Genomic DNA, 17,319 nt, shown 5'->3' on the forward strand with positions numbered 1-17,319 from the left:
CCCTGAATCCGTCTGGCGCCAAGCGGCAGAGCGCCGGCGGCGAGCTTGTTGGCCGCTCGCTTCGGCGCATCATAGATTATAATAGCATAATGTCTACTGGCTCTGAGAGGAGCAATGCGACGGCTAAATTTTGGTGATGCGCACCGTGGCGTCGGGCCGCTGGAACAGCTCCGGCCGCAGGCTGAGGCCCAGCCCAGGACCTTCGAGCGGCGCGACATGGCCATCCTTGACCTGCGGAATGTCGGCGACGATTTCGGTGTACCAGCCGGTGAAATAGGCGCGCACCGCTTCCTGGTAGTTGACGTTCGGCAAGGTCGCCGACAGCGCGCAGCTGGCGGCATAGACGATCGGCCCGGTGCAGTCGTGCAAGGTGACGGGCAATTCGCTGGCCTCCGCCATGTTGGCGATCTTGCGCGCTTCCGAAAGCCCGCCGCACCAGGCGAGGTCGATCATGATCACCGAAGCGGCGCGCTTGGCGATCAACTGCTTGAACATCTGCCGCGAGGCCAGCCGCTCGCTGGCGGCGATCGGTATCGACGTATGGCGGGCAAGCTCGGCCATGGCGTCGAGCTCGTTGTAGCGGACCGGCTCCTCCAGCCAGGCGACGTCATAAGATTTCAGCGCCTCGGCAATGCGCAGCACCGGCGGCAAGGTCCACAGGCCATGCAGCTCGACCATGATCTCCATGTCGCGACCGACGGCGTCGCGGATCTTGCCGAACGGCTCCAGCGCCTTGTCGAGGTCGGCAAGCGAGATGCGGGTGCCGTTCGATGCCTCGGCGGCGATGTCGAACGGCCAGATCTTCATGGCGCCGATGCCTTCCGACTTCAGGCTTTTGGCGAGGTCGCCTGCATTGTAGCGCCAGGCAAGCAGATCCTCATACGGGCCTTCGTTCGAATCGCCTGCCTTGAGCGACCAGTCCTCGCCGCGCTCGAACAGCGCGTTCTTCTTGGTGGCGCGGACATGCTTGTAGCCGGCGCAAGTGTTGTAGATCGGCACGCTTTGCTGGGTGCGCCCGCCGAGCAGGCGCCAGACCGGCTCGCCGAGCGCCTGGCCGTAGATGTCCCACAGTGCGATGTTGACGGCGGAATTGCCGCGCACCTCGGCGCCGGAATCGCGCGCGCCGACATAGACGCTACCGAGCGTGCGGTCATGCAGCTCGATGTCGCGGGGATCCCTGCCCAGCAGGTAGGCGGCGACATTGTCATGGACATAGGAAGCGACCGGCCCCGGTGCCCAGAAGGTCTCGCCGGTGCCGACGATGCCGGCATCGGTGTGAACGCGCAGCCAGAACAGGAACGGAAACTCCGCCAGCTGCAGCGTTTCGAGCGCGACGATCTTCATTTCTTCCTCCCGGCTGCGGCGATCACTTGGCCAACTGACAATAGCACATCGTCGTTGACAGCCATTTATGGTACCGGTATCAATCGCGTCAAGATGGCCACCGGGAGGGTGCTCGCTTGACTGCCGAAAATCAGAACGCAGCGCCGGGGAGAGCCCTGGTCACGGGTGCGGCCGGCGGCCTCGGCCGCGAGGTGGCGATCCAGCTCGCCCGGCGCGGTTGTGTCGTCGCGATCACCGACATCAACGGCGAAGGATTGGCCGAAACGGCCCGGCAAATCGGCACCGGCGCGGCAACCGAAATCATGACAAGCGATTTCACCCTGGAGGGCGCGCCGGAGGCGGCGGTGGGGAAAGTGGTCGCGCGCTGGGGTGGCATCGACATACTGGTCAACAATGCCGGCTATGGTGTGATCGAGCCGTTCCTCGACGCCAGCTACAAGGCCTGGACGCGCACGCTGGCGCTCAACGTCACTGCCCTTGCCATGGCCTGCAAGGCGGCGGGACGGGTGATGCGCGAGCAGCGCTCCGGGCGCATCGTCAACATCACCTCGCCCGGTTCGCGCATGGCGCTGCCCGATTATACCGCCTACACGGCGAGCAAGGCCGGGGTCGATTCCATCACCCGCGCCGCGGCCGTGGCGCTGGCGCCCTATGGCGTGCTGGTCAACAGCCTGGCGCCCGGCATGATGGACACCGAAATGCAGCGTTCCACCGAGGCCGATCTTGCCCGCGCCAATGGCCGCAACGATTTGCAGGCCTTCCTCGACGAACGCACGCGCCGCATTCCGCTCGGCCGCCGCGCCGAGATTTCCGAGGTCGCCGAGGCGGTCGTCTGGCTCTGCCTCGATTCGCCCAAATACATGACAGCCGAGCGGCTCAACATGTCGGGCGGGCTCGACAAGGACTGATCCAATGCTGCGAAACTCTCCTCCCGGCGGCGCCGATATCGGCGCGCTCGAACGCAAGGCAAAGCTGCTGCGCCGCCATATGCTGACCATGGCGCGCGGTCAGGGCCAGGGCTATATCGGCCAGGGCCTCGGCATCGCCGACGCGCTGGCGGCGCTCTATTTCCACGAACTGCGCTACGATCCGCACAATCTCGACTGGCCCGATCGCGATCGTTTCCTGCTCTCGACAGGACATTATTCGATCGCGCTGTGGGCGGCTTTTGCCGAGGCCGGCATCCTTCCGGTCGAGGAACTCGCCACCTACGGCGCCGACAACAGCCGGCTGGAGATGTCGACGCTCGACACCACGCCCGGCGTCGAGATGATCGGCGGCTCGCTCGGCCATGGCCTGGGACAGGGCGTCGGCCAGGCGCTCGGCTTGCGCGTCGATCGCTCCGATGCGCGCGTCTTCGTCGAACTGTCGGATGGCGAAATGCAGGAAGGCTCGACCTGGGAAGCGGCGATGTCGGCCAGCCATTTCAAGCTCGACGGGCTGGTGGCGCTGATCGACTGCAACGGCATCCAGGCCGACGGCCCCGTGGTGCTCGACATGGAGCCGGTGGCCGACAAATGGCGCGCCTTCGGCTGGCAAACGTTGGAGATCGACGGCAACGACATGAGAGCGATAATCGGCGCGCTGGCCGATGCACGTCAGCGTAATAGCAAGCCGAAGGCGATCGTGCTGCGCACGCTGCCCGGCAAGGGCGTGCCGCGCATCGAGACCTCAGAGAAATCGCATTTCTTCCGCGTCGACGTGGCGCAATGGGACGGCATCATCGCCGAGTTCGACAAGAGCACGGGAGCAGCCCAATGAGCGGAGCGGCGATGGAGGCCGGGCGTACGCTGGCCATGGGCCAGGACGAGGCGGCTGGCGGCGGCCGGCAAAGTGTCGAAGCGCCCTTCGGCCGGGCGCTGGCCAGGCTTGGCCAGAGCCGGCCCGAGATTGTCGGGCTGACCGCCGACCTCGGCAAATACACCGACATATTGCCGTTCCGCGACGCCTTCCCGGACCGCTTCTTCAATGTCGGCATGGCCGAGCAGAACCTGGTCGCCGTCGCCGCCGGACTGGCGCGCACCGGCAAGGTGCCGTTCGCCACCACCTATGGCGTGTTCGCGACGCGGCGCGCCTATGATTTCGTCGCCATCGCGCTTGCCCATTCAAACCTCGACGTCAAGATCGTCGCCGGCCTGCCCGGGCTGACGACCGGCTATGGCGGCACCCATCAGGCGATCGAAGATCTTGCGCTGATGCGCATGATTCCGGGTCTCACCATCATCGACCCCTGCGACGCGACCGAGATCGAGTCGGCGACGGCGGCGATCGCCGAGCATAAAGGGCCGGTCTACATGCGGCTGCTGCGCGGCAGCGTGCCTGTCGTGTTCGAACCCGGCTATCGTTTCGAGATCGGCAAGGCGCGGCGCCTGCGCGAAGGGTCCGACGTCGGCATCATCTCGACCGGCTTCATGACCGAACGGGCGCTGGACGCAGCCGATGCCCTGCAAGGACAAGGCATCTCCACCGGCGTGCTGCACGTGCCGACGATCAAACCGTTCGACGCCGGGGCGGTTGCCGAATTTGCCGGCTCAGTCGATCGTGTTGTCACGGCGGAAAACCATGTCGTGGTCGGCGGGCTGGCAAGCCTTGTCGTCGAGACCCTGTTCGATGCCGGCATTGCGAAAAGGGTGACGCGCATCGGCCTGCCCGACCGCTATATCGAATGCGGCGCCGTGCCGACCTTGCAGGCGAAGTATGGCCTGACCACGGAGGCCGTCCTCGCGACAATCACTGCGCTACCATGATCCCGAAAAGTGGGAGCCGGTTTTAGGATAAGATCATGGTCAAAACAAAAGATAGCTAGAGTTTCGCAATGAAGATCACCGAGATCGAAACCTTCGCCGTCGGCGCCGGCTGGAAGAACTGGCTCTTCGTCAAAGTCCATACCGACAAGGGCGTCCACGGGATCGGCGAAGGCACGCTGAACGGTTTCATCAAGACCACGGAAGCCGGCGTGCACGAGCTAAAGCATCTCGCAATCGGCCAGGATCCGCGCCGCATCAACGTGCTGGCCAAGCGCATGCTGGACAGTGTCTCGCTTGACGGCGGCCATATCCACCGGACGGTGATCGCGGCGATCGAAGTCGCCTGCTGGGATATTCTGGGCAAGAGCCTCGGCGTGCCGATCCATCAACTGCTTGGCGGGCAGGTGCGTGACAGCGTGCTTGGATACGCCAATGGCTGGTACCGGACCGAGCGCTCGCCCGAAGCCTTTCTCGAAGCTGCGAAGGCGGTGCTGGCGAAAGGCTTCAAGGCGTTCAAGCTCGACCCGTTCGGCACCGCGCAAGGTTTTATCTCACGCGAGGAACTGGAGCTTTCCTACGCGATCTGCCGGACACTGCGCGACAGGCTGCCCAAGGACACGCTGATCCTGATCGACGTCCATGCGCGCTTCACCGAGATCGCCGCGCTGCAGGCGGCGCAGAGGTTCGCCGATCTCGACATCTACTGGTGGGAGGAGCCGACCTCGCGCGACCGGCAGGAGACGGTGCACGAAGTGGCGCATCGCTCGCCGATCCCGGTGGCGACCGGCGAGATGTACGACACGGTCGGGCAGTTCTACACGCTGGCCGCCGGCGGCGGCGTCAACATCTTCCAGCCCGAGCCGATGTCGCTCGGCGGCATCGGGCCGTCGATGCAGGTTGCCAATTTGGCGCTCGCCCATGGCAGCCATATCGCCCCGCACCAGAGCGGCGGCCCGGTGGCGACAGCGGTGTGCCTGCAGCTTGCGGCGGCGGTGCCGAACTTCCTCATCCAGGAACATTTCGATGCCTTCAACGATCCTTGGACGCGCGACCTCGTGACCTGGCACCCGACCGTCAATCCCGACAATGGCCATCTGTCGCTGCCGGACGCGCCAGGGCTCGGCATCGATCTCAACATCGAGGCGATCAAGGATCATCCCTACGATCCCGACGCCTATCTCAACGTCCATGCCGAAGGCTGGGAGAAACGGCTTGGGCGGCGGGAAGAGAAGCCCTGATCAAGCACTCTCGCGGTCGACGATCTCGAAGCCGAGGCTGGTGATGGTCGGCACCTTGGTGTCGCCGCCGAGCCTTGCCAGCAATTGCCGCACGGCGCGCCGGCCCATCTCGTAGCGATTGACCTTGACCGTGGTCAGCGGCGGATAGAGCTGGGCCGCCAGATCCATGTCACCATAGCCGGCAATCGCGATCTTGCCCGGCACCGCCCAGCGTCGCCGGTGGCATTCCTGCACGGCGCCAACCGCCAGCGTGTCGCTGGAAAAGAAAATGGCGTCGATATCCCTGTGGCGGGAGGTCAATGTGATCAAGGCCTCGGCACCGCCCTGCGCGGTGATCGGCACCTCGACCTCCATGTCGGCATGGTTCTTGAAACCAAGCTCGGTGAGTGCCGCATGGTAGCCGGTGCGGCGCTGCTGCAGGCGGTCATTGCCGTGGATCGGCGTCGAGACGAAGCCGATGCGCTTGTAGCCCTTGGCGGCCAAATGCATGGTCATGGCGTAGGCGGTCTCGAAATTGGAGACGCCGACCACCATGTCGATGGGCTTGCGGCCCTTGATCTCGGATATTTCGACCACCGGGGCGCCGCTGGTCTTCAGCAATGCGCGGGCAGCCTCGCTCTGCACGAAGCTTTGCAGGATCATGCCGACCGGGCGCCAGCCAAGCAGATTGCGGATCGATTTCTCCTCGGCTTCCTGCGTGAACTCGCCCTGGACCAGGAGCATAGAATAGCCGCTCTCGTGGCATTCGTCGGACATGCCTTGCACCTGCTCGGCGATGCCCGAATTGATCAGCGGCGGCACTACGGTGCCGATCATGCGGCCATTCCCGCGCATGCTGGAGGCCAGCCGGTTGGGCACGAAACCGGCCTCCTCGATAGCCTCGAGGACCTTGGCGCGCGTCTCCGGCGAGACCATGTCGGGATTGGACAGCGCGCGCGATACCGTCATCGGTGCCACGCCGACGCGCTTGGCGATCTCGCGGACGCCGAGGCGCTGCGGCTTCTTTTCGCCCGCCGGCGGTCTATCGGTCATCACCGTGCTCCAAGAGGGCGCGACCCGGCAAGACAATGTCCCAACGGTGGCGCGGCATCGGCCCATTCATAGCGGTTGCGGCGGCTGCTTTCCAGCGACGGGCAGCGCTATCCCCGCGATCCAAAACTTCGACGTTGACAAGTTATAATATTATAATCTTAATGGCCAAGAGGAGAGCGTCGGCAACGGCGCGGGTGAGTGGAGCCGGCCGAGAGAGCCGGCAACAAGCGCCGCGAGGGAGGTCAGGATGAACAGCGCGGCTGACGTGAGCTCGCCGCCCCGGGATGCGCAATCATTCCGGCGGCGATTGATCGGCTTCATTGCCGTCGGCGAGGTCGGCGTGCTGGCGGCGATGGCGTTGCTGATCGCGTTCTTCTGGCTGCTGGAACCGGCTTTCCTGTCCGAGCGCAACATCCGCGCTATTCTCAACGTCGTGTCGTTCGTCGGCATCATCGCCATCGGCCAGACCATTCTGCTGGTCGCCGGCGAGTTCGACCTGTCCGTCGGTTCGGTGGCCGGGCTGTCCGCCGTGGTCGCCGCCAAGCTGATGACCGCGGCCGCCCTGCCGGTGACAACAGGCATCCTCGGCGGCATCGCTGTCGGCGCGCTGATCGGCCTTCTCAATGGCCTCATCGTCGTCAGGCTCGGCATCCCCGCCTTCATCCAGACGCTCGGCATGCTGTTCATCGGCCAGGGGCTGATCCAGGTGGTGACCGGCGGCTATCCGGTCTACCCGCTGCCGGAAGCGATCAACACGATCGGCGGCACCGATCTCGCCTTCGGGCTCGGCTGGAGCTTTGCCTTCTTCATCATCGCCGCCATCGCCGCCGACTTCGTGCTGCGGCGCACCGTGCTCGGGCGCAACATGTATGCCACCGGCGGCAACAAGGAAGTGGCGCATCTCGTCGGCATCAACACCAATGCCTACAAGATCGGCGCCTTCATCACGGTCGGCGCGCTGTCGGCGATCGCCGGCATGTTCGTCATGGCCGACCTCGGCAGCGGCGGCACCTCGATCGGCAGCGGCTGGGAACTGACCGTCATCGCCGGCGTCGTGGTTGGCGGCGTCAGCCTGTTCGGCGGGGCCGGCACGGTGGCCGGCGGCGTCGTCGGCATCCTGATGCTGAAGGTGGTGCAGAGCGGCCTCGTCGTCATCGGCGTCAACTCCAACTGGCAGCAGATCGCGGTCGGCGTGATCATGGTCATGGCCGTCGGCCTCGACATCGTGCGCCGCCGCTATTTCATTGCCGGCGCCTGAAGGCCGCAAGAGAAAGCAGACATATTGCGCCGGCAAAAACGCCGGCCGACGAAGGGAGGAAGGACATGAAAATCGACTTGAAAAAAGGGCTGGTCGGCGCCGCATTGGTGGCGGCGGCCGTTGCCACGTCGCTGGGCTCAGCGGGCCTGGCCCGGGCGGCGGACGTCCACCTGCTCTGGGTGCAGGCGATGAAGGATCATCCCGTACACCGGCTGATGCAGGCGGGCTTCCTGAACAAGTGCAAGGAACTCGGCTACACCTGCGAGGTGGTCGGTGATCCGAGCGCCACCAACTGGGACATTCCAGCGACCTTGCCGCTTGCCGAAGCCGCCCTGGCCCGCACCAAATACGATGCCATCGGCGTCTACGGCCCGGATCCGGCAATCTATTCCTACATCTCCAAACTTGCCAAGGAAGGCTTCCCGATCGTCACCTGGCACGTCCTGCCGCCGGAAGGCACCGTCAACGGCCTGAAGGCGGCAACCGGCGAGAACATCGCCGAGGCCGGAACCAATGCCGCGATCGCCATCGGCGACAAGCTTGGCGGCAAGGGCACCGTGGCGCTGACGCAGGGCGCTTCCAACGACACCGAGAACGCCATGTCGGATGCCTTCCGCAAGACCATCGCGGCGAAGTATCCCGGCATCAAGGTCCTGGACACCCAGATGGAGGGTTTCGAGCCCTCGGCGGCGGAGGCCAAGGCCGTTGCGATCCTGCAAGGCAATCCTGACGTGACCGCCGCCTTCGGCACCACCGGCAACAGCATCCAGACCTGGTCGGGCGCCGCCCGCAAGGCCGGGCGCGACGTCGTCATCATCGGCATGGATTACATCAGGCAGAACCTCGATCTGGTGAAGTCGGGCGCCGCCTACGGCATTGTCGCGCAGCCGCTCTACGAAGAAAGCGCCAAGGTCGCCGAACTGCTCGGCGACCTCGCCCAGGGCAAGACCGTGCCCTACAGCAATCCGTTGCCGGCGAAGGTGATCACATCAGGCGACCTCGAACCCTATTACAAGATGCTGGACAGCGCCGGCCAGTAACGCCTGCCGCCGGGCCTGCCCTGCGGGCCCGGCACCTTCCAGGGGGATCGTCATTGTCCGACGCCAGCCAAGAACCGCTGTTTTCAGCCACCGCCATCGCCAAGAATTTTGGCGGCGTGCAGGCGTTGCGCGGCGTCGATTTCGATGTCGTCCCGGGCGAGATTCATGCCTTGCTCGGCCAGAACGGCGCCGGCAAGTCGACGCTGGTCAAAATCCTCAATGGCGTGCATCCGGCCGGCTCCTACTCAGGCATTATCAAGCTCGACGGCCAGGCGGTCAATTTTGCCTCGCCCGCCGATGCGCGGTCGAACGGCGTCGGCTACGTGCCGCAGGAGATCGAGGTGCTCGAACAGCTCTCGGTCGCAGAGAACGTCTTTGCCGGCCGCACCGGCCTCGGCGACGGCGTGCTGGTCCACCAGCGCAAGCTGGAAAAGCGGGCGGGCGAAATCTTTGCCGACCTCGGCATCGCCATCAATCCCACGGCCTATGTCGCGTCTCTGACTTCGGCGCAGCGCCATCTGGTGATGATTGCACGCGCCATCGTACTGAAGCCGCGCGTGCTGATGCTGGACGAGCCGACCGCCTCGCTGTCGGGCACGGAAGTCGATGCCCTGTTCAGCGTGCTGCGCCCCCTGAAAGCGCAAGGCGTGGCGATGATCTACATCACCCATCGCTTGCCCGAGGTGCTCGCCATCTGCGACCGCGCCACCGTGCTGCGCGACGGGCAAGTGGCGGTGCGGATCGCAAGGGAAGACTTTGATGCCGAGACCTTCATCTTCTCGATGTCGGGCCAGCGGTTGCAGCGGCTGTTTCCAGAGCACGCGGCGCCCATGGGCGCGCCGACCGCGCTTGAGGTTCGCAGTCTTACTGTCGCCGGTCACAGCGGCGCCGTTCACGGCGCGAGGGATATCGCCCTCTCGGTGGCCGCCGGCGAGATCGTCGGGCTGGCGGGGCTGCTTGGTTCCGGCCGCAGCGAGATCCTGCATGGCATCTACGGCCGCGTGCCCGCCGAGGGCGAAATCCGCGTCGCCGGACAAGCCGTATCGATCAGGTCGCCAAGCGACGCCCGCGCGGCTGGCATCGCGCTGCTGACCGAAGACCGCAAGCGTGACGGCCTGCTGTTCAACCTGCCGGTCGGCGCCAACATCACCATCGGCAACCTTGCGCCCCTGTCGCGGCACGGCATGTTGCGCGGCGGGCTCGAGCGCGGTTCGATCCTCGCGGCCATGCGCGCGCTCAACGTCAAGGCGTCATCGCCCCAGGCCGCTGTCACCCATCTGTCGGGCGGCAACCAGCAGAAGCTGCTGTTTGCCCGCGTGCTGATGCGGGCGCCGAAAGTGCTGCTGCTCGACGAGCCGACCAAGGGCGTCGACGCCGCAACCCGGCACGAAATCTACAAGCTCGTGGTCGAGCTGGCCGAGAAGGGAGTCGCCCTCATCATCGTTGCGTCGGAACTCGAAGAGCTGATCGGCCTTTGCGACCGCTGCTTGGTCGTCGCCGACGGCAGCATCGTCGACGAATTCAGCCGCGGTGAAGGCGGCGAGGACCGCGTGCTGCGCGCGGTGACGGCAGCGCAAGCGGAACGCCACGCCATGGCCGCACGGGGCTCACCATGATGTTTGCCGGCAAACGCGTTTTCGTCACCGGTGCGGCGACCGGGATCGGCCGGGCGACGGCGGAGTATCTGGTCGCGGAAGGCGCCAAGGTGTTCGGCGCCGGGCTGGACGGCGAGGAGGGAAAGGCGCTTGCCGCCCGTCACGCTGAAAGCCAATTGAGCTTCCGCGAGAGCGACCTCACCCGCGAGGACGATGTCCAGGCGGCCGTTGCGGCGGCGAAAGAGCGGTTTGGCGGGCTCGACGCGGTCGTCAATTGCGCCGGCATCTACCCCACCGGCAAGCGGCTCGAAGAACTTTCCGACGAGGACTGGGACAGGACGATCGCCGTCAACCTGACGGCCATCTTCCGCGTTTGCCGGGCAACCTTGCCGCTGCTGCGCGCGGCCGGCGGCGGCTCGATCGTCAACATCGCCTCGGTGCATGCCGACGCCACGGTTCCCGGCGTGCCCGCCTATGCCGCAACGAAGACGGCGGTGGTCGGCCTGTCGCGGCAGATGGCGCTCGACTATGCCGTCGACCGCATCCGCGTCAACGCCGTGCTGGTCGGTTCCGTCGCCACGAGGATGACGCTGGACGGGCTGGAGGCGGCCGGCGGCGCGGAAGCGCTGGGCCTTTCGTTCGAGCCCAACCGGATCGCCCGCATTGCCAATCCATCAGAGATTGCCACGGCGATCGGCTTCCTGATCTCCGACGCCGCTTCCTTCGTCACCGGCAGCGCCATGCAAGTGGATGGCGGCCTGCTGGCACGGCTGCTTTAGGGCTCAAGTGCAAAGGGTGCGAATCTAACCGTGCCGGCGGCACTTTCGCCCGGAGCCAGCACGATCACGCCCTCATCGGGATCGTCCCACCGACCCCGGTTGAACGCACCCGAAGCGTTGGTTTGCGGCTCGACGCAGAAATAGGGTTTGGCCGGATCGGCATAGAGCATCAAATGCTTGAAGACCGGGTCGGCCTTGATGCACAGGCCTGCGCCTCTGCCGGGAAAGCGGATCGTCGCCTCGCCGCCCCAGCCGCCATAGTCGTTGTTGCGCCAGCCGCCCGGCAAAGGCCGCGCCTCGGCGAAGTCGAGTTCGGGCGGCAGCGTGACCGGGTCGCCTGAAATGCCGTCCGGCTCTTCAAGGTAGAAGCGCTTGCCCTCGAATTGCAATGTTACGTCCGGATCGCGATCGAACCAGGGATGCAGACCAAAGCCGAACGGCAGGGGAACCGGTCCGGTGTTGGTCATTGTCATGGTCACGCCGAGGCCTTCCTCGGAAACCGAGAATGCCTGCGTCGCGCGGTAGGAATAGGGGTCGGCTCCAGCGGCGATGTCCAGCGACAGGGTGGCGTCGGCGGTCCCCGCCTCGGTGACCGTCCAGGCATGTTGCCAGCCGCTGCCATGGACGTTGAATTTTTCGGGCGGATTGTTGGGAAGGACCTGCCAGCGTTTTCCCCCGAATTCGAAGGTATTTCCGGCGATGCGGTTGGCGTAGGGCGTCATCGGAAACATGGCGACGCCAAGCACGTTGCCGGCATCAAGATCCGCATTCGATAGCCGACGCATGAGATCGATGCCGCGCCAGCGCAGCGCACTCACGGAGCCGCCGATATGCGGCACGAGCCCGACCTCGAGCGCCCCGGCTTTCAGCGTCAGCGGTTCAGAAATTGCGCCCATAGCCTGCCATCCATCCACCATCGACACCCAGCATCTGGCCCGTCGTATAGGTGTTCATTGGATCGCAGAAGAACAGCACGGCCGCAACCGCTTCCTCGATGCTGCCGGCGCGGCCGACCGGGGTGTGGCTGAGCATCGCCTTGTCGCCGGAGATGATGGTGGCGTCCTCGATGGCGCCGAAACCGACGGCGTTGACCAGCACCTTCGGCCCGAACTCCATGGCCAGAGTGCGCATGCCTGCCAGGATAGAGGCATTTTCCATGGAAAAACGCGGATGGCGGCGCATCGGCATGCCGGCGACCGCGGAGACCAGGAAGACGATGCGGCCGCCGCGCTCGGCCATGGCCACCGCCGCCTTGCGCGCATCGGCATGCAGGAAGCGCGGATCCTGCGCCGTCGTTCCCGGACGCAGCGGATTGGAGATCAGCAGGATGTCGGCGGGTTGCGTTGCTTCGACGATGGTGCCGCCACAGGCGCGCAACGCGGCGAGCACCGCATCGACGATGGGGTTGGTTTCACCGTCCAGTGCGACAGTGGCGCCCGCGAGTTCGATGTCCATGGCGCCGCTCACATCATGTATCCCGCCGTCCAGCCGCCATCGACGGCCAGCACCTGGCCGTTGACGTAACTGGCGGCCGGCGAGGCCAGGAACAGCACCGCCTCGGCGATCTCCCGCGGCTCGGCGGGCCGGCCGAGCGGCACATGGGCGAGGAATTCCTGCGTGCGGCCGGCGAACTTGCCGTCGTCGCCGTAGAACAGTTTTGCCGTCAGCGCCGTCATCACAGAGCCCGGGGCAACGGCGTTGGTCAGGATGCCCTTGGCGCCCAACTCGATCGCCATCGAGCGCGTCAAATGGATGATGGCTGCCTTGGCGGCGACGAACGGGCTCTGCAGCCGCATGGCGGCGAGGCCGACGACCGAGGCGATGTTGACGATGCGCCCGCCCCTGCCGGTGGCAAGCATGGGCGCCAATGCCGCCCGGCTCATGATGTAGAGGCCGTCGAGGTCGATGCCGGTGATGCGATCCCATTCCTGCGATGGAAATTCATCCAATGTGACGCGATGCGCCAGCGTGTTGACACCGGCATTGTTGACGAGGATGTCGAGACGGCCGTGCCGCTCCAAGATCGCGGCGACCGCGCCGTCGACCGAGGCGATGTCACGGATGTCGGTGGTGCAGGCCATCGCATTGCTCAAACCGGCCGCGACCTGGCTTGCGCCCTCGCCATCGATGTCGGCGACGACGACCGCGGCGCCATTGTCGGACAGGCGCCTGGCGATGGAGCTGCCGATCGCCCCTGCCGCCCCCGTCACCAGCGCTACCTTGCCTCGCAAATCGCAGCGCATGCCCCGTCCGTCCTCAAGTCACATTGGGTTATGCTATTATAATATCTTCAAGGGCCGGGCAAGCAGCGGTATCGCTCCGCGTGCTTATTCCGCCGGCGCGCCGGCGACGTTCTTGCGGGCGGCCTCGACCATCAGCCGCCGTGCCCTGAACACGCCCCATTGCTGGTCGACCAGCACGCCGATGAGGATGACGCCGCCCATCACCGCGAAGTTGAGGGAGGACGGAATGCCGAGCAGGTTGACGAGGTTCTGCAGCTCCTGCAGCAGCACGGTGCCGAGAACGACGCCGATCAGCGAGCCTTCGCCGCCGCGCAGCGAAAAGCCGCCCAGCACTGCCGCCGCGATGGCGTAGAGCTCGTAGAACTGGCCGTGGCTGGCGGGCGAGATCGAGCGCGTGTACATGGCGAAATAGATCGCCGACAAGGCCGTCAGCACGCCGCAGATGACATAGGCCGCCATGACGATGCGGCCGGTGCGGATGCCCGAATATTTCGCCGCCTCCTCGTTCTTGCCGATGGCGTAGAGATAGCGGCCGAACACTGAGCGGTGCAGCACCACCCACATGACGATGGCGATGACGATCAGCGCGATGAAGGAGTTCGGCACGCCCCAGGAGCGGCCGGCGGTGAGGAATTCCAGTTCCGGGAAATTCTGGCCGAAGGCAAAACCGGCGGTGCCGTCGGCGGTGTAGAAGCGGGCGACGCCGCGATAGATCAGAAGGCCGCACAAGGTCACCACGAAAGGCTGCAGCTTGAGCCGCGTGATCAGCCAGCCATGCACGAGGCCGATGATGGCGCCGAGCGCGATGATCAGCACGAAGGCCAGCGGCCAGTCCAGATCGCGCACGGCGATTAAGTCGATGAACAGCGTGCCGAGCAGCGCGACCACCGAGCCGACCGACAGTTCGATGCCGCCGGTGATGATGACGAAGGCCTGGCCGATCGACAGGATGCCGAACAGGCCGATCAGGTTCGAGGTGTTGGCAAGATTGATCGGCAAGAGGAAGCGCGGGTTGATGATGGCCACGATCGCCCCGACCACCAGGATCAGGATCAGCAGGCCGAGATCTTTCTTGCTCATCGTCTTCTCCCCAATGCCTGCCCGCGCGCTCTACTGGCGACGCCGCGGCAAAAACTATTTCGGCTGCTTGCCCACCGCCAGCAGCAGTACGTTTTCCTGGCTGAACTGGTCCTTGTCGAGAATGCCGGATATCTGGCCCTCATGCATGACGGCGATACGGTCGGACACGCCGATCACCTCCTCCATGTCGCTGGAGATCATCAGCACGGCGACGCCGGCATCGGCGAGCGCCCGCATCAGCCCGTAGATCTCGGCCTTGGCGCCGATGTCGATGCCGCGCGTCGGCTCGTCGAGGATCATCACCTTGGGGTTCATGGCCAGCCATTTGCCGAGCACCACCTTCTGCTGGTTGCCGCCCGACAGCGTGCCGGTGCGCGTCTGCACCGAAGGCGCCTTGATGCCGAGATCTTTCTTCTGCTTCTCGGCGGTGGCGGTTTCCGCACTTGCCGAGACCAGGGAACGCTTCGCATGCGCCGGCAGATTGGGCAGCGAAATGTTCTGCGCGATCGACAGGTCGAGCAGGATGCCGGTCAGCTTGCGGTCTTCCGGGACCAGGAAAATGCCGTGCGCGACGGCGTCGGCGGCCGAGCCCAGCACAAGCGGTTTGCCGTCGAGTTCGAGCGTGCCGCCAAGGCTGCCTTCGATGCCGAAGAACACCCGCGCCAGTTCGGTGCGGCCGGAGCCGACAAGACCGGCAAGGCCGAGGATTTCGCCGCGCCTGACGTCGAGGTCGACAGGCCGGCCGGGATAGGTGGGGGTGCGCACCGCCTTGGCCGCAAGGGCGACGGCGCCGGGCGCCCGGGCTGCTTCGGAGGCCTTCTCGCGTTCCTTCAGCATGCGGCCGATCATCAGCTTGACCATCTGGTCGTGGTTGATGTCGCGTTTCTGAAGCGTGCCGGCCAGCATGCCGTCGCGCAGCACGACGACACGGTCGGCGACGCGCTCGATCTCGTGCAGGCGGTGCGAAATGAAGATGACGCTGATGCCGTCGGCCTTCAGCGCCTTGATGACGTCGAGCAATTTGTCGGTCTCGGCGATCGGCAGGCTCGATGTCGGCTCGTCGAGGATGACCAGCCGCGCCTTGATCGACAGCGCCTTGGCGATCTCGACCATCTGCTGCTGGGCGAGCGACAGGTCGGCAACCTGCATGTCTGCGGAGAAATTGGCGCCAACGCGCTTGAGCAGCGGCGCCACCATGGCGCGCAGCCGGGCGCGGTCGACGAGCCTGAGCGGCCCGGCGCGCAGCGGCTCGCGGCCGAAGAAGATGTTGGCGGCGACATCGAGATTGTCGAACAAATTGAGTTCCTGGTGGACGAAGGCGATGCCCGAACCCAGGCTGCCTTCGACGGTCAGGCTGTTGTGGGCGGTGCCGTCGACGGTGATGGTACCGGTGTCCGGCGTGGTGACGCCGCCGAGGATCTTCATCAAGGTGGATTTGCCGGCGCCGTTCTCGCCGACGAGGCCGATGACCTCGCCCGGCCTCACCTCCATGGAAAAACCATCGAGCGCGACGACGCCCGGATAGGTCTTGCGCACGTTCTCGAGGCTGAGAAACGGGGTGCTCGCGGCGATGGATGTGTCGGAATAATTCATCATGCCTGACAGCAGTTGGCGGGCCGGCCTCCCGGCAGACTGACGGTCCTCGAAGGGTTCGTCAATGCGAACAGCCGGCTCAAGCGACTTGAGCCGGCTGAACTGCCTTTGGGCTTAGTTTCCAGACATCGCCTTCAGATTGGCGGCGTATGCGTCGACGTCATCCTTGCCGATGATCTTGGTCGGGATGATGATCAAATTGCCCTCCGGGATGCCCGACTTGTCGCCCTTGAGATAGGCGGCCATCAGCTTCATGCCCTGATAGGCCCATTCGAAGGGCTGCTGCACGACGGTGGCGGCGATGGTGCCTTCCTTGACGCCGCCCAGCGTGATCGGATCGTCATCGAAACCGACGACGGTGATCGAGCCGAGCTTGCCGGCGTCGCGCAGCGCTTCATAGATGCGCGGCGTGTTGTAGGAATAGAAGCCGACCATGCAGGTGACGTCGGGGCTGGCGACCAGCGCGTCCTCGACATTCTTCTTGGCGCGCGCCTGATCGATGTCGTCGCCGCGCACGTCGACGAGCTCGATCTTGGTGCCGGCCAGACCATCCTTCATGCCCTGGATACGCTCCTTGGCATTGTCGGCGCCGAGCAGGCCGACGAAGCCCAAGCACTTGCCGCCATTGGGCATCGCCTTCTTGGCGATCTCGGCAGCCTGCTTGCCGGCATCGACGTTGGACGAACCGATATAGGCGACGCGCTTGGTCTGCGGGGCGTCACTGTCGGTGGTGAACAGCGCCGTCTCCGAGGCGATCTTGTTCAGGCCGTCGGTCGAGGTCTTGGGATCGACGGCCGAGACCATGATGCCCTTGACGCCGGCCGTCACCAGATCGTCCATCAGCCGCTGCTGGATGGCGACCGAGGACTGTTCCGGATATTTGAGCTCGAGCGTGTAGTCGGGCAGTTCGCCCTGCGCCTTCTTGACGCCGGCTTCGGCCGCCTTCCAGAAATCGGAAGCGCCGTTGACGACGAAGGCCAGCGTCGGCTTGTCATCGGCGCGCGCGATGGCTGTCGCCGTGAGGCCAAGCAGCAGCGCTGCGGTGGCCACGGATGCATTGCGTATCAAGGATTTCATGTTCAACCTCCCGTTTTGGTGCAGCCATTCGGCTGACCGGTCTTAGTCACTAGAATTGCTTGCTCACCTGAATATGCCGCTTGCGGCTTGGACGCCCCTCCTCCTCAAGGGTACCCGGCACTGAAAGAATGACGTCGTTCCAGCCACGAGCACGGACTTTAGAGACTCATCCCTCATTCGTAAATAGTCCGATTTGTCTGACATATCACATGTCCGAGACAAAGCTTCGCGGGGGGCACTATCCGCTCGCCATCGGGCCGTTCACATGCACCTCCCGCCGCTCCGGATCCAAC

At 65.1% G+C, this 17,319-nt stretch carries 16 protein-coding genes; 8 read left to right on the forward strand and 8 right to left on the reverse strand.

Translation table 11 applies throughout. The annotated features are described in order from the left end of the window. Positions 1 to 123: 123 nt before the first annotated feature. Positions 124 to 1,344, reverse strand: coding sequence for a mandelate racemase/muconate lactonizing enzyme family protein (locus MESOP_RS02510; RefSeq protein WP_013891746.1), 1,221 nt, complete (start codon positions 1,342 to 1,344; stop codon positions 124 to 126). Positions 1,345 to 1,460: 116 nt separating this feature from the next. Here MESOP_RS02510 and MESOP_RS02515 point away from each other — a divergent pair, with 116 nt between their 5' ends. The 4 genes from MESOP_RS02515 (at position 1,461) to MESOP_RS02530 (ending at position 5,329) form a co-directional block, all read left to right on the forward strand. After that, on the forward strand, positions 1,461 to 2,252 hold the full coding sequence (locus MESOP_RS02515; protein ID WP_013891747.1) for an SDR family NAD(P)-dependent oxidoreductase: 792 nt from the start codon (positions 1,461 to 1,463) through the stop codon (positions 2,250 to 2,252). A 4-nt stretch (positions 2,253 to 2,256) separates the two neighbouring features. Then, entirely contained in the window at positions 2,257 to 3,105 is an 849-nt protein-coding gene (locus MESOP_RS02520; protein WP_013891748.1) for a transketolase, read from the forward strand. Next, positions 3,102 to 4,091 (forward strand): transketolase family protein, encoded by a 990-nt coding sequence (locus MESOP_RS02525; RefSeq protein ID WP_013891749.1) that lies wholly within the window; start codon positions 3,102 to 3,104, stop codon positions 4,089 to 4,091. The genes MESOP_RS02520 and MESOP_RS02525 overlap by 4 nt, the downstream gene beginning before the upstream one ends. Positions 4,092 to 4,159: 68 nt before the next feature. After that, positions 4,160 to 5,329, forward strand: a complete 1,170-nt coding sequence (locus tag MESOP_RS02530) for a mandelate racemase/muconate lactonizing enzyme family protein (protein WP_013891750.1) — start codon at positions 4,160 to 4,162, stop codon at positions 5,327 to 5,329. Here MESOP_RS02530 and MESOP_RS02535 read toward each other — a convergent pair whose 3' ends face one another. Then, positions 5,330 to 6,361: a LacI family DNA-binding transcriptional regulator gene (locus MESOP_RS02535; RefSeq protein ID WP_013891751.1), complete on the reverse strand. Its 1,032-nt coding sequence runs from the start codon at positions 6,359 to 6,361 to the stop codon at positions 5,330 to 5,332. A gap of 247 nt (positions 6,362 to 6,608) precedes the next feature. On the opposite strand from MESOP_RS02535, the gene MESOP_RS02540 reads away from it, so the two are divergent. The 4 genes from MESOP_RS02540 to MESOP_RS02555 all read left to right on the forward strand — a co-directional run bounded on the left by MESOP_RS02540 (position 6,609) and on the right by MESOP_RS02555 (position 11,033). Further along, positions 6,609 to 7,619, forward strand: a complete 1,011-nt coding sequence (locus MESOP_RS02540; RefSeq protein WP_013891752.1) for an ABC transporter permease — start codon at positions 6,609 to 6,611, stop codon at positions 7,617 to 7,619. A gap of 65 nt (positions 7,620 to 7,684) precedes the next feature. After that, on the forward strand, positions 7,685 to 8,659 hold the full coding sequence (locus MESOP_RS02545) for a sugar ABC transporter substrate-binding protein (protein WP_013891753.1): 975 nt from the start codon (positions 7,685 to 7,687) through the stop codon (positions 8,657 to 8,659). 53 nt (positions 8,660 to 8,712) lie between these two features. Further along, complete coding sequence (locus MESOP_RS02550; RefSeq protein WP_013891754.1) at positions 8,713 to 10,275, forward strand: sugar ABC transporter ATP-binding protein; 1,563 nt, start codon at positions 8,713 to 8,715, stop codon at positions 10,273 to 10,275. Beyond that, positions 10,272 to 11,033 (forward strand): SDR family NAD(P)-dependent oxidoreductase, encoded by a 762-nt coding sequence (locus tag MESOP_RS02555; protein ID WP_013891755.1) that lies wholly within the window; start codon positions 10,272 to 10,274, stop codon positions 11,031 to 11,033. The genes MESOP_RS02550 and MESOP_RS02555 overlap by 4 nt, the downstream gene beginning before the upstream one ends. Here MESOP_RS02555 and MESOP_RS02560 read toward each other — a convergent pair. The 6 genes from MESOP_RS02560 to MESOP_RS02585 form a co-directional block, all read right to left on the reverse strand. Continuing rightward, positions 11,030 to 11,929, reverse strand: a complete 900-nt coding sequence (locus MESOP_RS02560) for an aldose 1-epimerase (protein WP_013891756.1) — start codon at positions 11,927 to 11,929, stop codon at positions 11,030 to 11,032. The two genes, MESOP_RS02555 and MESOP_RS02560, sit on opposite strands and share 4 nt — an antisense overlap. Then, positions 11,913 to 12,488: an SDR family oxidoreductase gene (locus MESOP_RS02565; protein ID WP_013891757.1), complete on the reverse strand. Its 576-nt coding sequence runs from the start codon at positions 12,486 to 12,488 to the stop codon at positions 11,913 to 11,915. The genes MESOP_RS02560 and MESOP_RS02565 overlap by 17 nt, the downstream gene beginning before the upstream one ends. An 8-nt stretch (positions 12,489 to 12,496) precedes the next feature. After that, positions 12,497 to 13,276 carry an SDR family NAD(P)-dependent oxidoreductase gene (locus MESOP_RS02570; protein ID WP_013891758.1) on the reverse strand — a complete coding sequence of 260 codons (780 nt, stop codon included), beginning with the start codon at positions 13,274 to 13,276 and terminating at the stop codon, positions 12,497 to 12,499. A gap of 84 nt (positions 13,277 to 13,360) precedes the next feature. Continuing rightward, complete coding sequence (locus tag MESOP_RS02575) at positions 13,361 to 14,356, reverse strand: ABC transporter permease (protein ID WP_013891759.1); 996 nt, start codon at positions 14,354 to 14,356, stop codon at positions 13,361 to 13,363. A 54-nt stretch (positions 14,357 to 14,410) separates the two neighbouring features. Further along, complete coding sequence (locus MESOP_RS02580; protein ID WP_013891760.1) at positions 14,411 to 15,949, reverse strand: sugar ABC transporter ATP-binding protein; 1,539 nt, start codon at positions 15,947 to 15,949, stop codon at positions 14,411 to 14,413. Positions 15,950 to 16,063: 114 nt separating this feature from the next. Next, a complete protein-coding gene (locus MESOP_RS02585) occupies positions 16,064 to 17,026 on the reverse strand; it encodes a sugar-binding protein (RefSeq protein WP_013891761.1) in 963 nt (320 codons plus the stop codon). Positions 17,027 to 17,319 lie beyond the last annotated feature (293 nt).

It is taken from the genome of Mesorhizobium opportunistum WSM2075, assembly GCF_000176035.2.
Classification (GTDB): Bacteria; Pseudomonadota; Alphaproteobacteria; order Rhizobiales; family Rhizobiaceae; genus Mesorhizobium; species Mesorhizobium opportunistum.

Coding starts and splice junctions, on each gene's coding strand:
- MESOP_RS02555 (WP_013891755.1), top strand. CDS start 10,272: ATGATGTTTGCCGGCAAACGCGTTTTCGTCACCGGTGCGGCGACCGGG.
- MESOP_RS02545 (WP_013891753.1), top strand. CDS start 7,685: ATGAAAATCGACTTGAAAAAAGGGCTGGTCGGCGCCGCATTGGTGGCG.
- MESOP_RS02585 (WP_013891761.1), bottom strand. CDS start 17,026: ATGAAATCCTTGATACGCAATGCATCCGTGGCCACCGCAGCGCTGCTG.
- MESOP_RS02510 (WP_013891746.1), bottom strand. CDS start 1,344: ATGAAGATCGTCGCGCTCGAAACGCTGCAGCTGGCGGAGTTTCCGTTC.
- MESOP_RS02530 (WP_013891750.1), top strand. CDS start 4,160: ATGAAGATCACCGAGATCGAAACCTTCGCCGTCGGCGCCGGCTGGAAG.
- MESOP_RS02525 (WP_013891749.1), top strand. CDS start 3,102: ATGAGCGGAGCGGCGATGGAGGCCGGGCGTACGCTGGCCATGGGCCAG.
- MESOP_RS02570 (WP_013891758.1), bottom strand. CDS start 13,276: ATGCGCTGCGATTTGCGAGGCAAGGTAGCGCTGGTGACGGGGGCGGCA.
- MESOP_RS02580 (WP_013891760.1), bottom strand. CDS start 15,949: ATGAATTATTCCGACACATCCATCGCCGCGAGCACCCCGTTTCTCAGC.
- MESOP_RS02565 (WP_013891757.1), bottom strand. CDS start 12,488: ATGGACATCGAACTCGCGGGCGCCACTGTCGCACTGGACGGTGAAACC.
- MESOP_RS02520 (WP_013891748.1), top strand. CDS start 2,257: ATGCTGCGAAACTCTCCTCCCGGCGGCGCCGATATCGGCGCGCTCGAA.
- MESOP_RS02535 (WP_013891751.1), bottom strand. CDS start 6,361: ATGACCGATAGACCGCCGGCGGGCGAAAAGAAGCCGCAGCGCCTCGGC.
- MESOP_RS02575 (WP_013891759.1), bottom strand. CDS start 14,356: ATGAGCAAGAAAGATCTCGGCCTGCTGATCCTGATCCTGGTGGTCGGG.
- MESOP_RS02540 (WP_013891752.1), top strand. CDS start 6,609: ATGAACAGCGCGGCTGACGTGAGCTCGCCGCCCCGGGATGCGCAATCA.
- MESOP_RS02560 (WP_013891756.1), bottom strand. CDS start 11,929: ATGGGCGCAATTTCTGAACCGCTGACGCTGAAAGCCGGGGCGCTCGAG.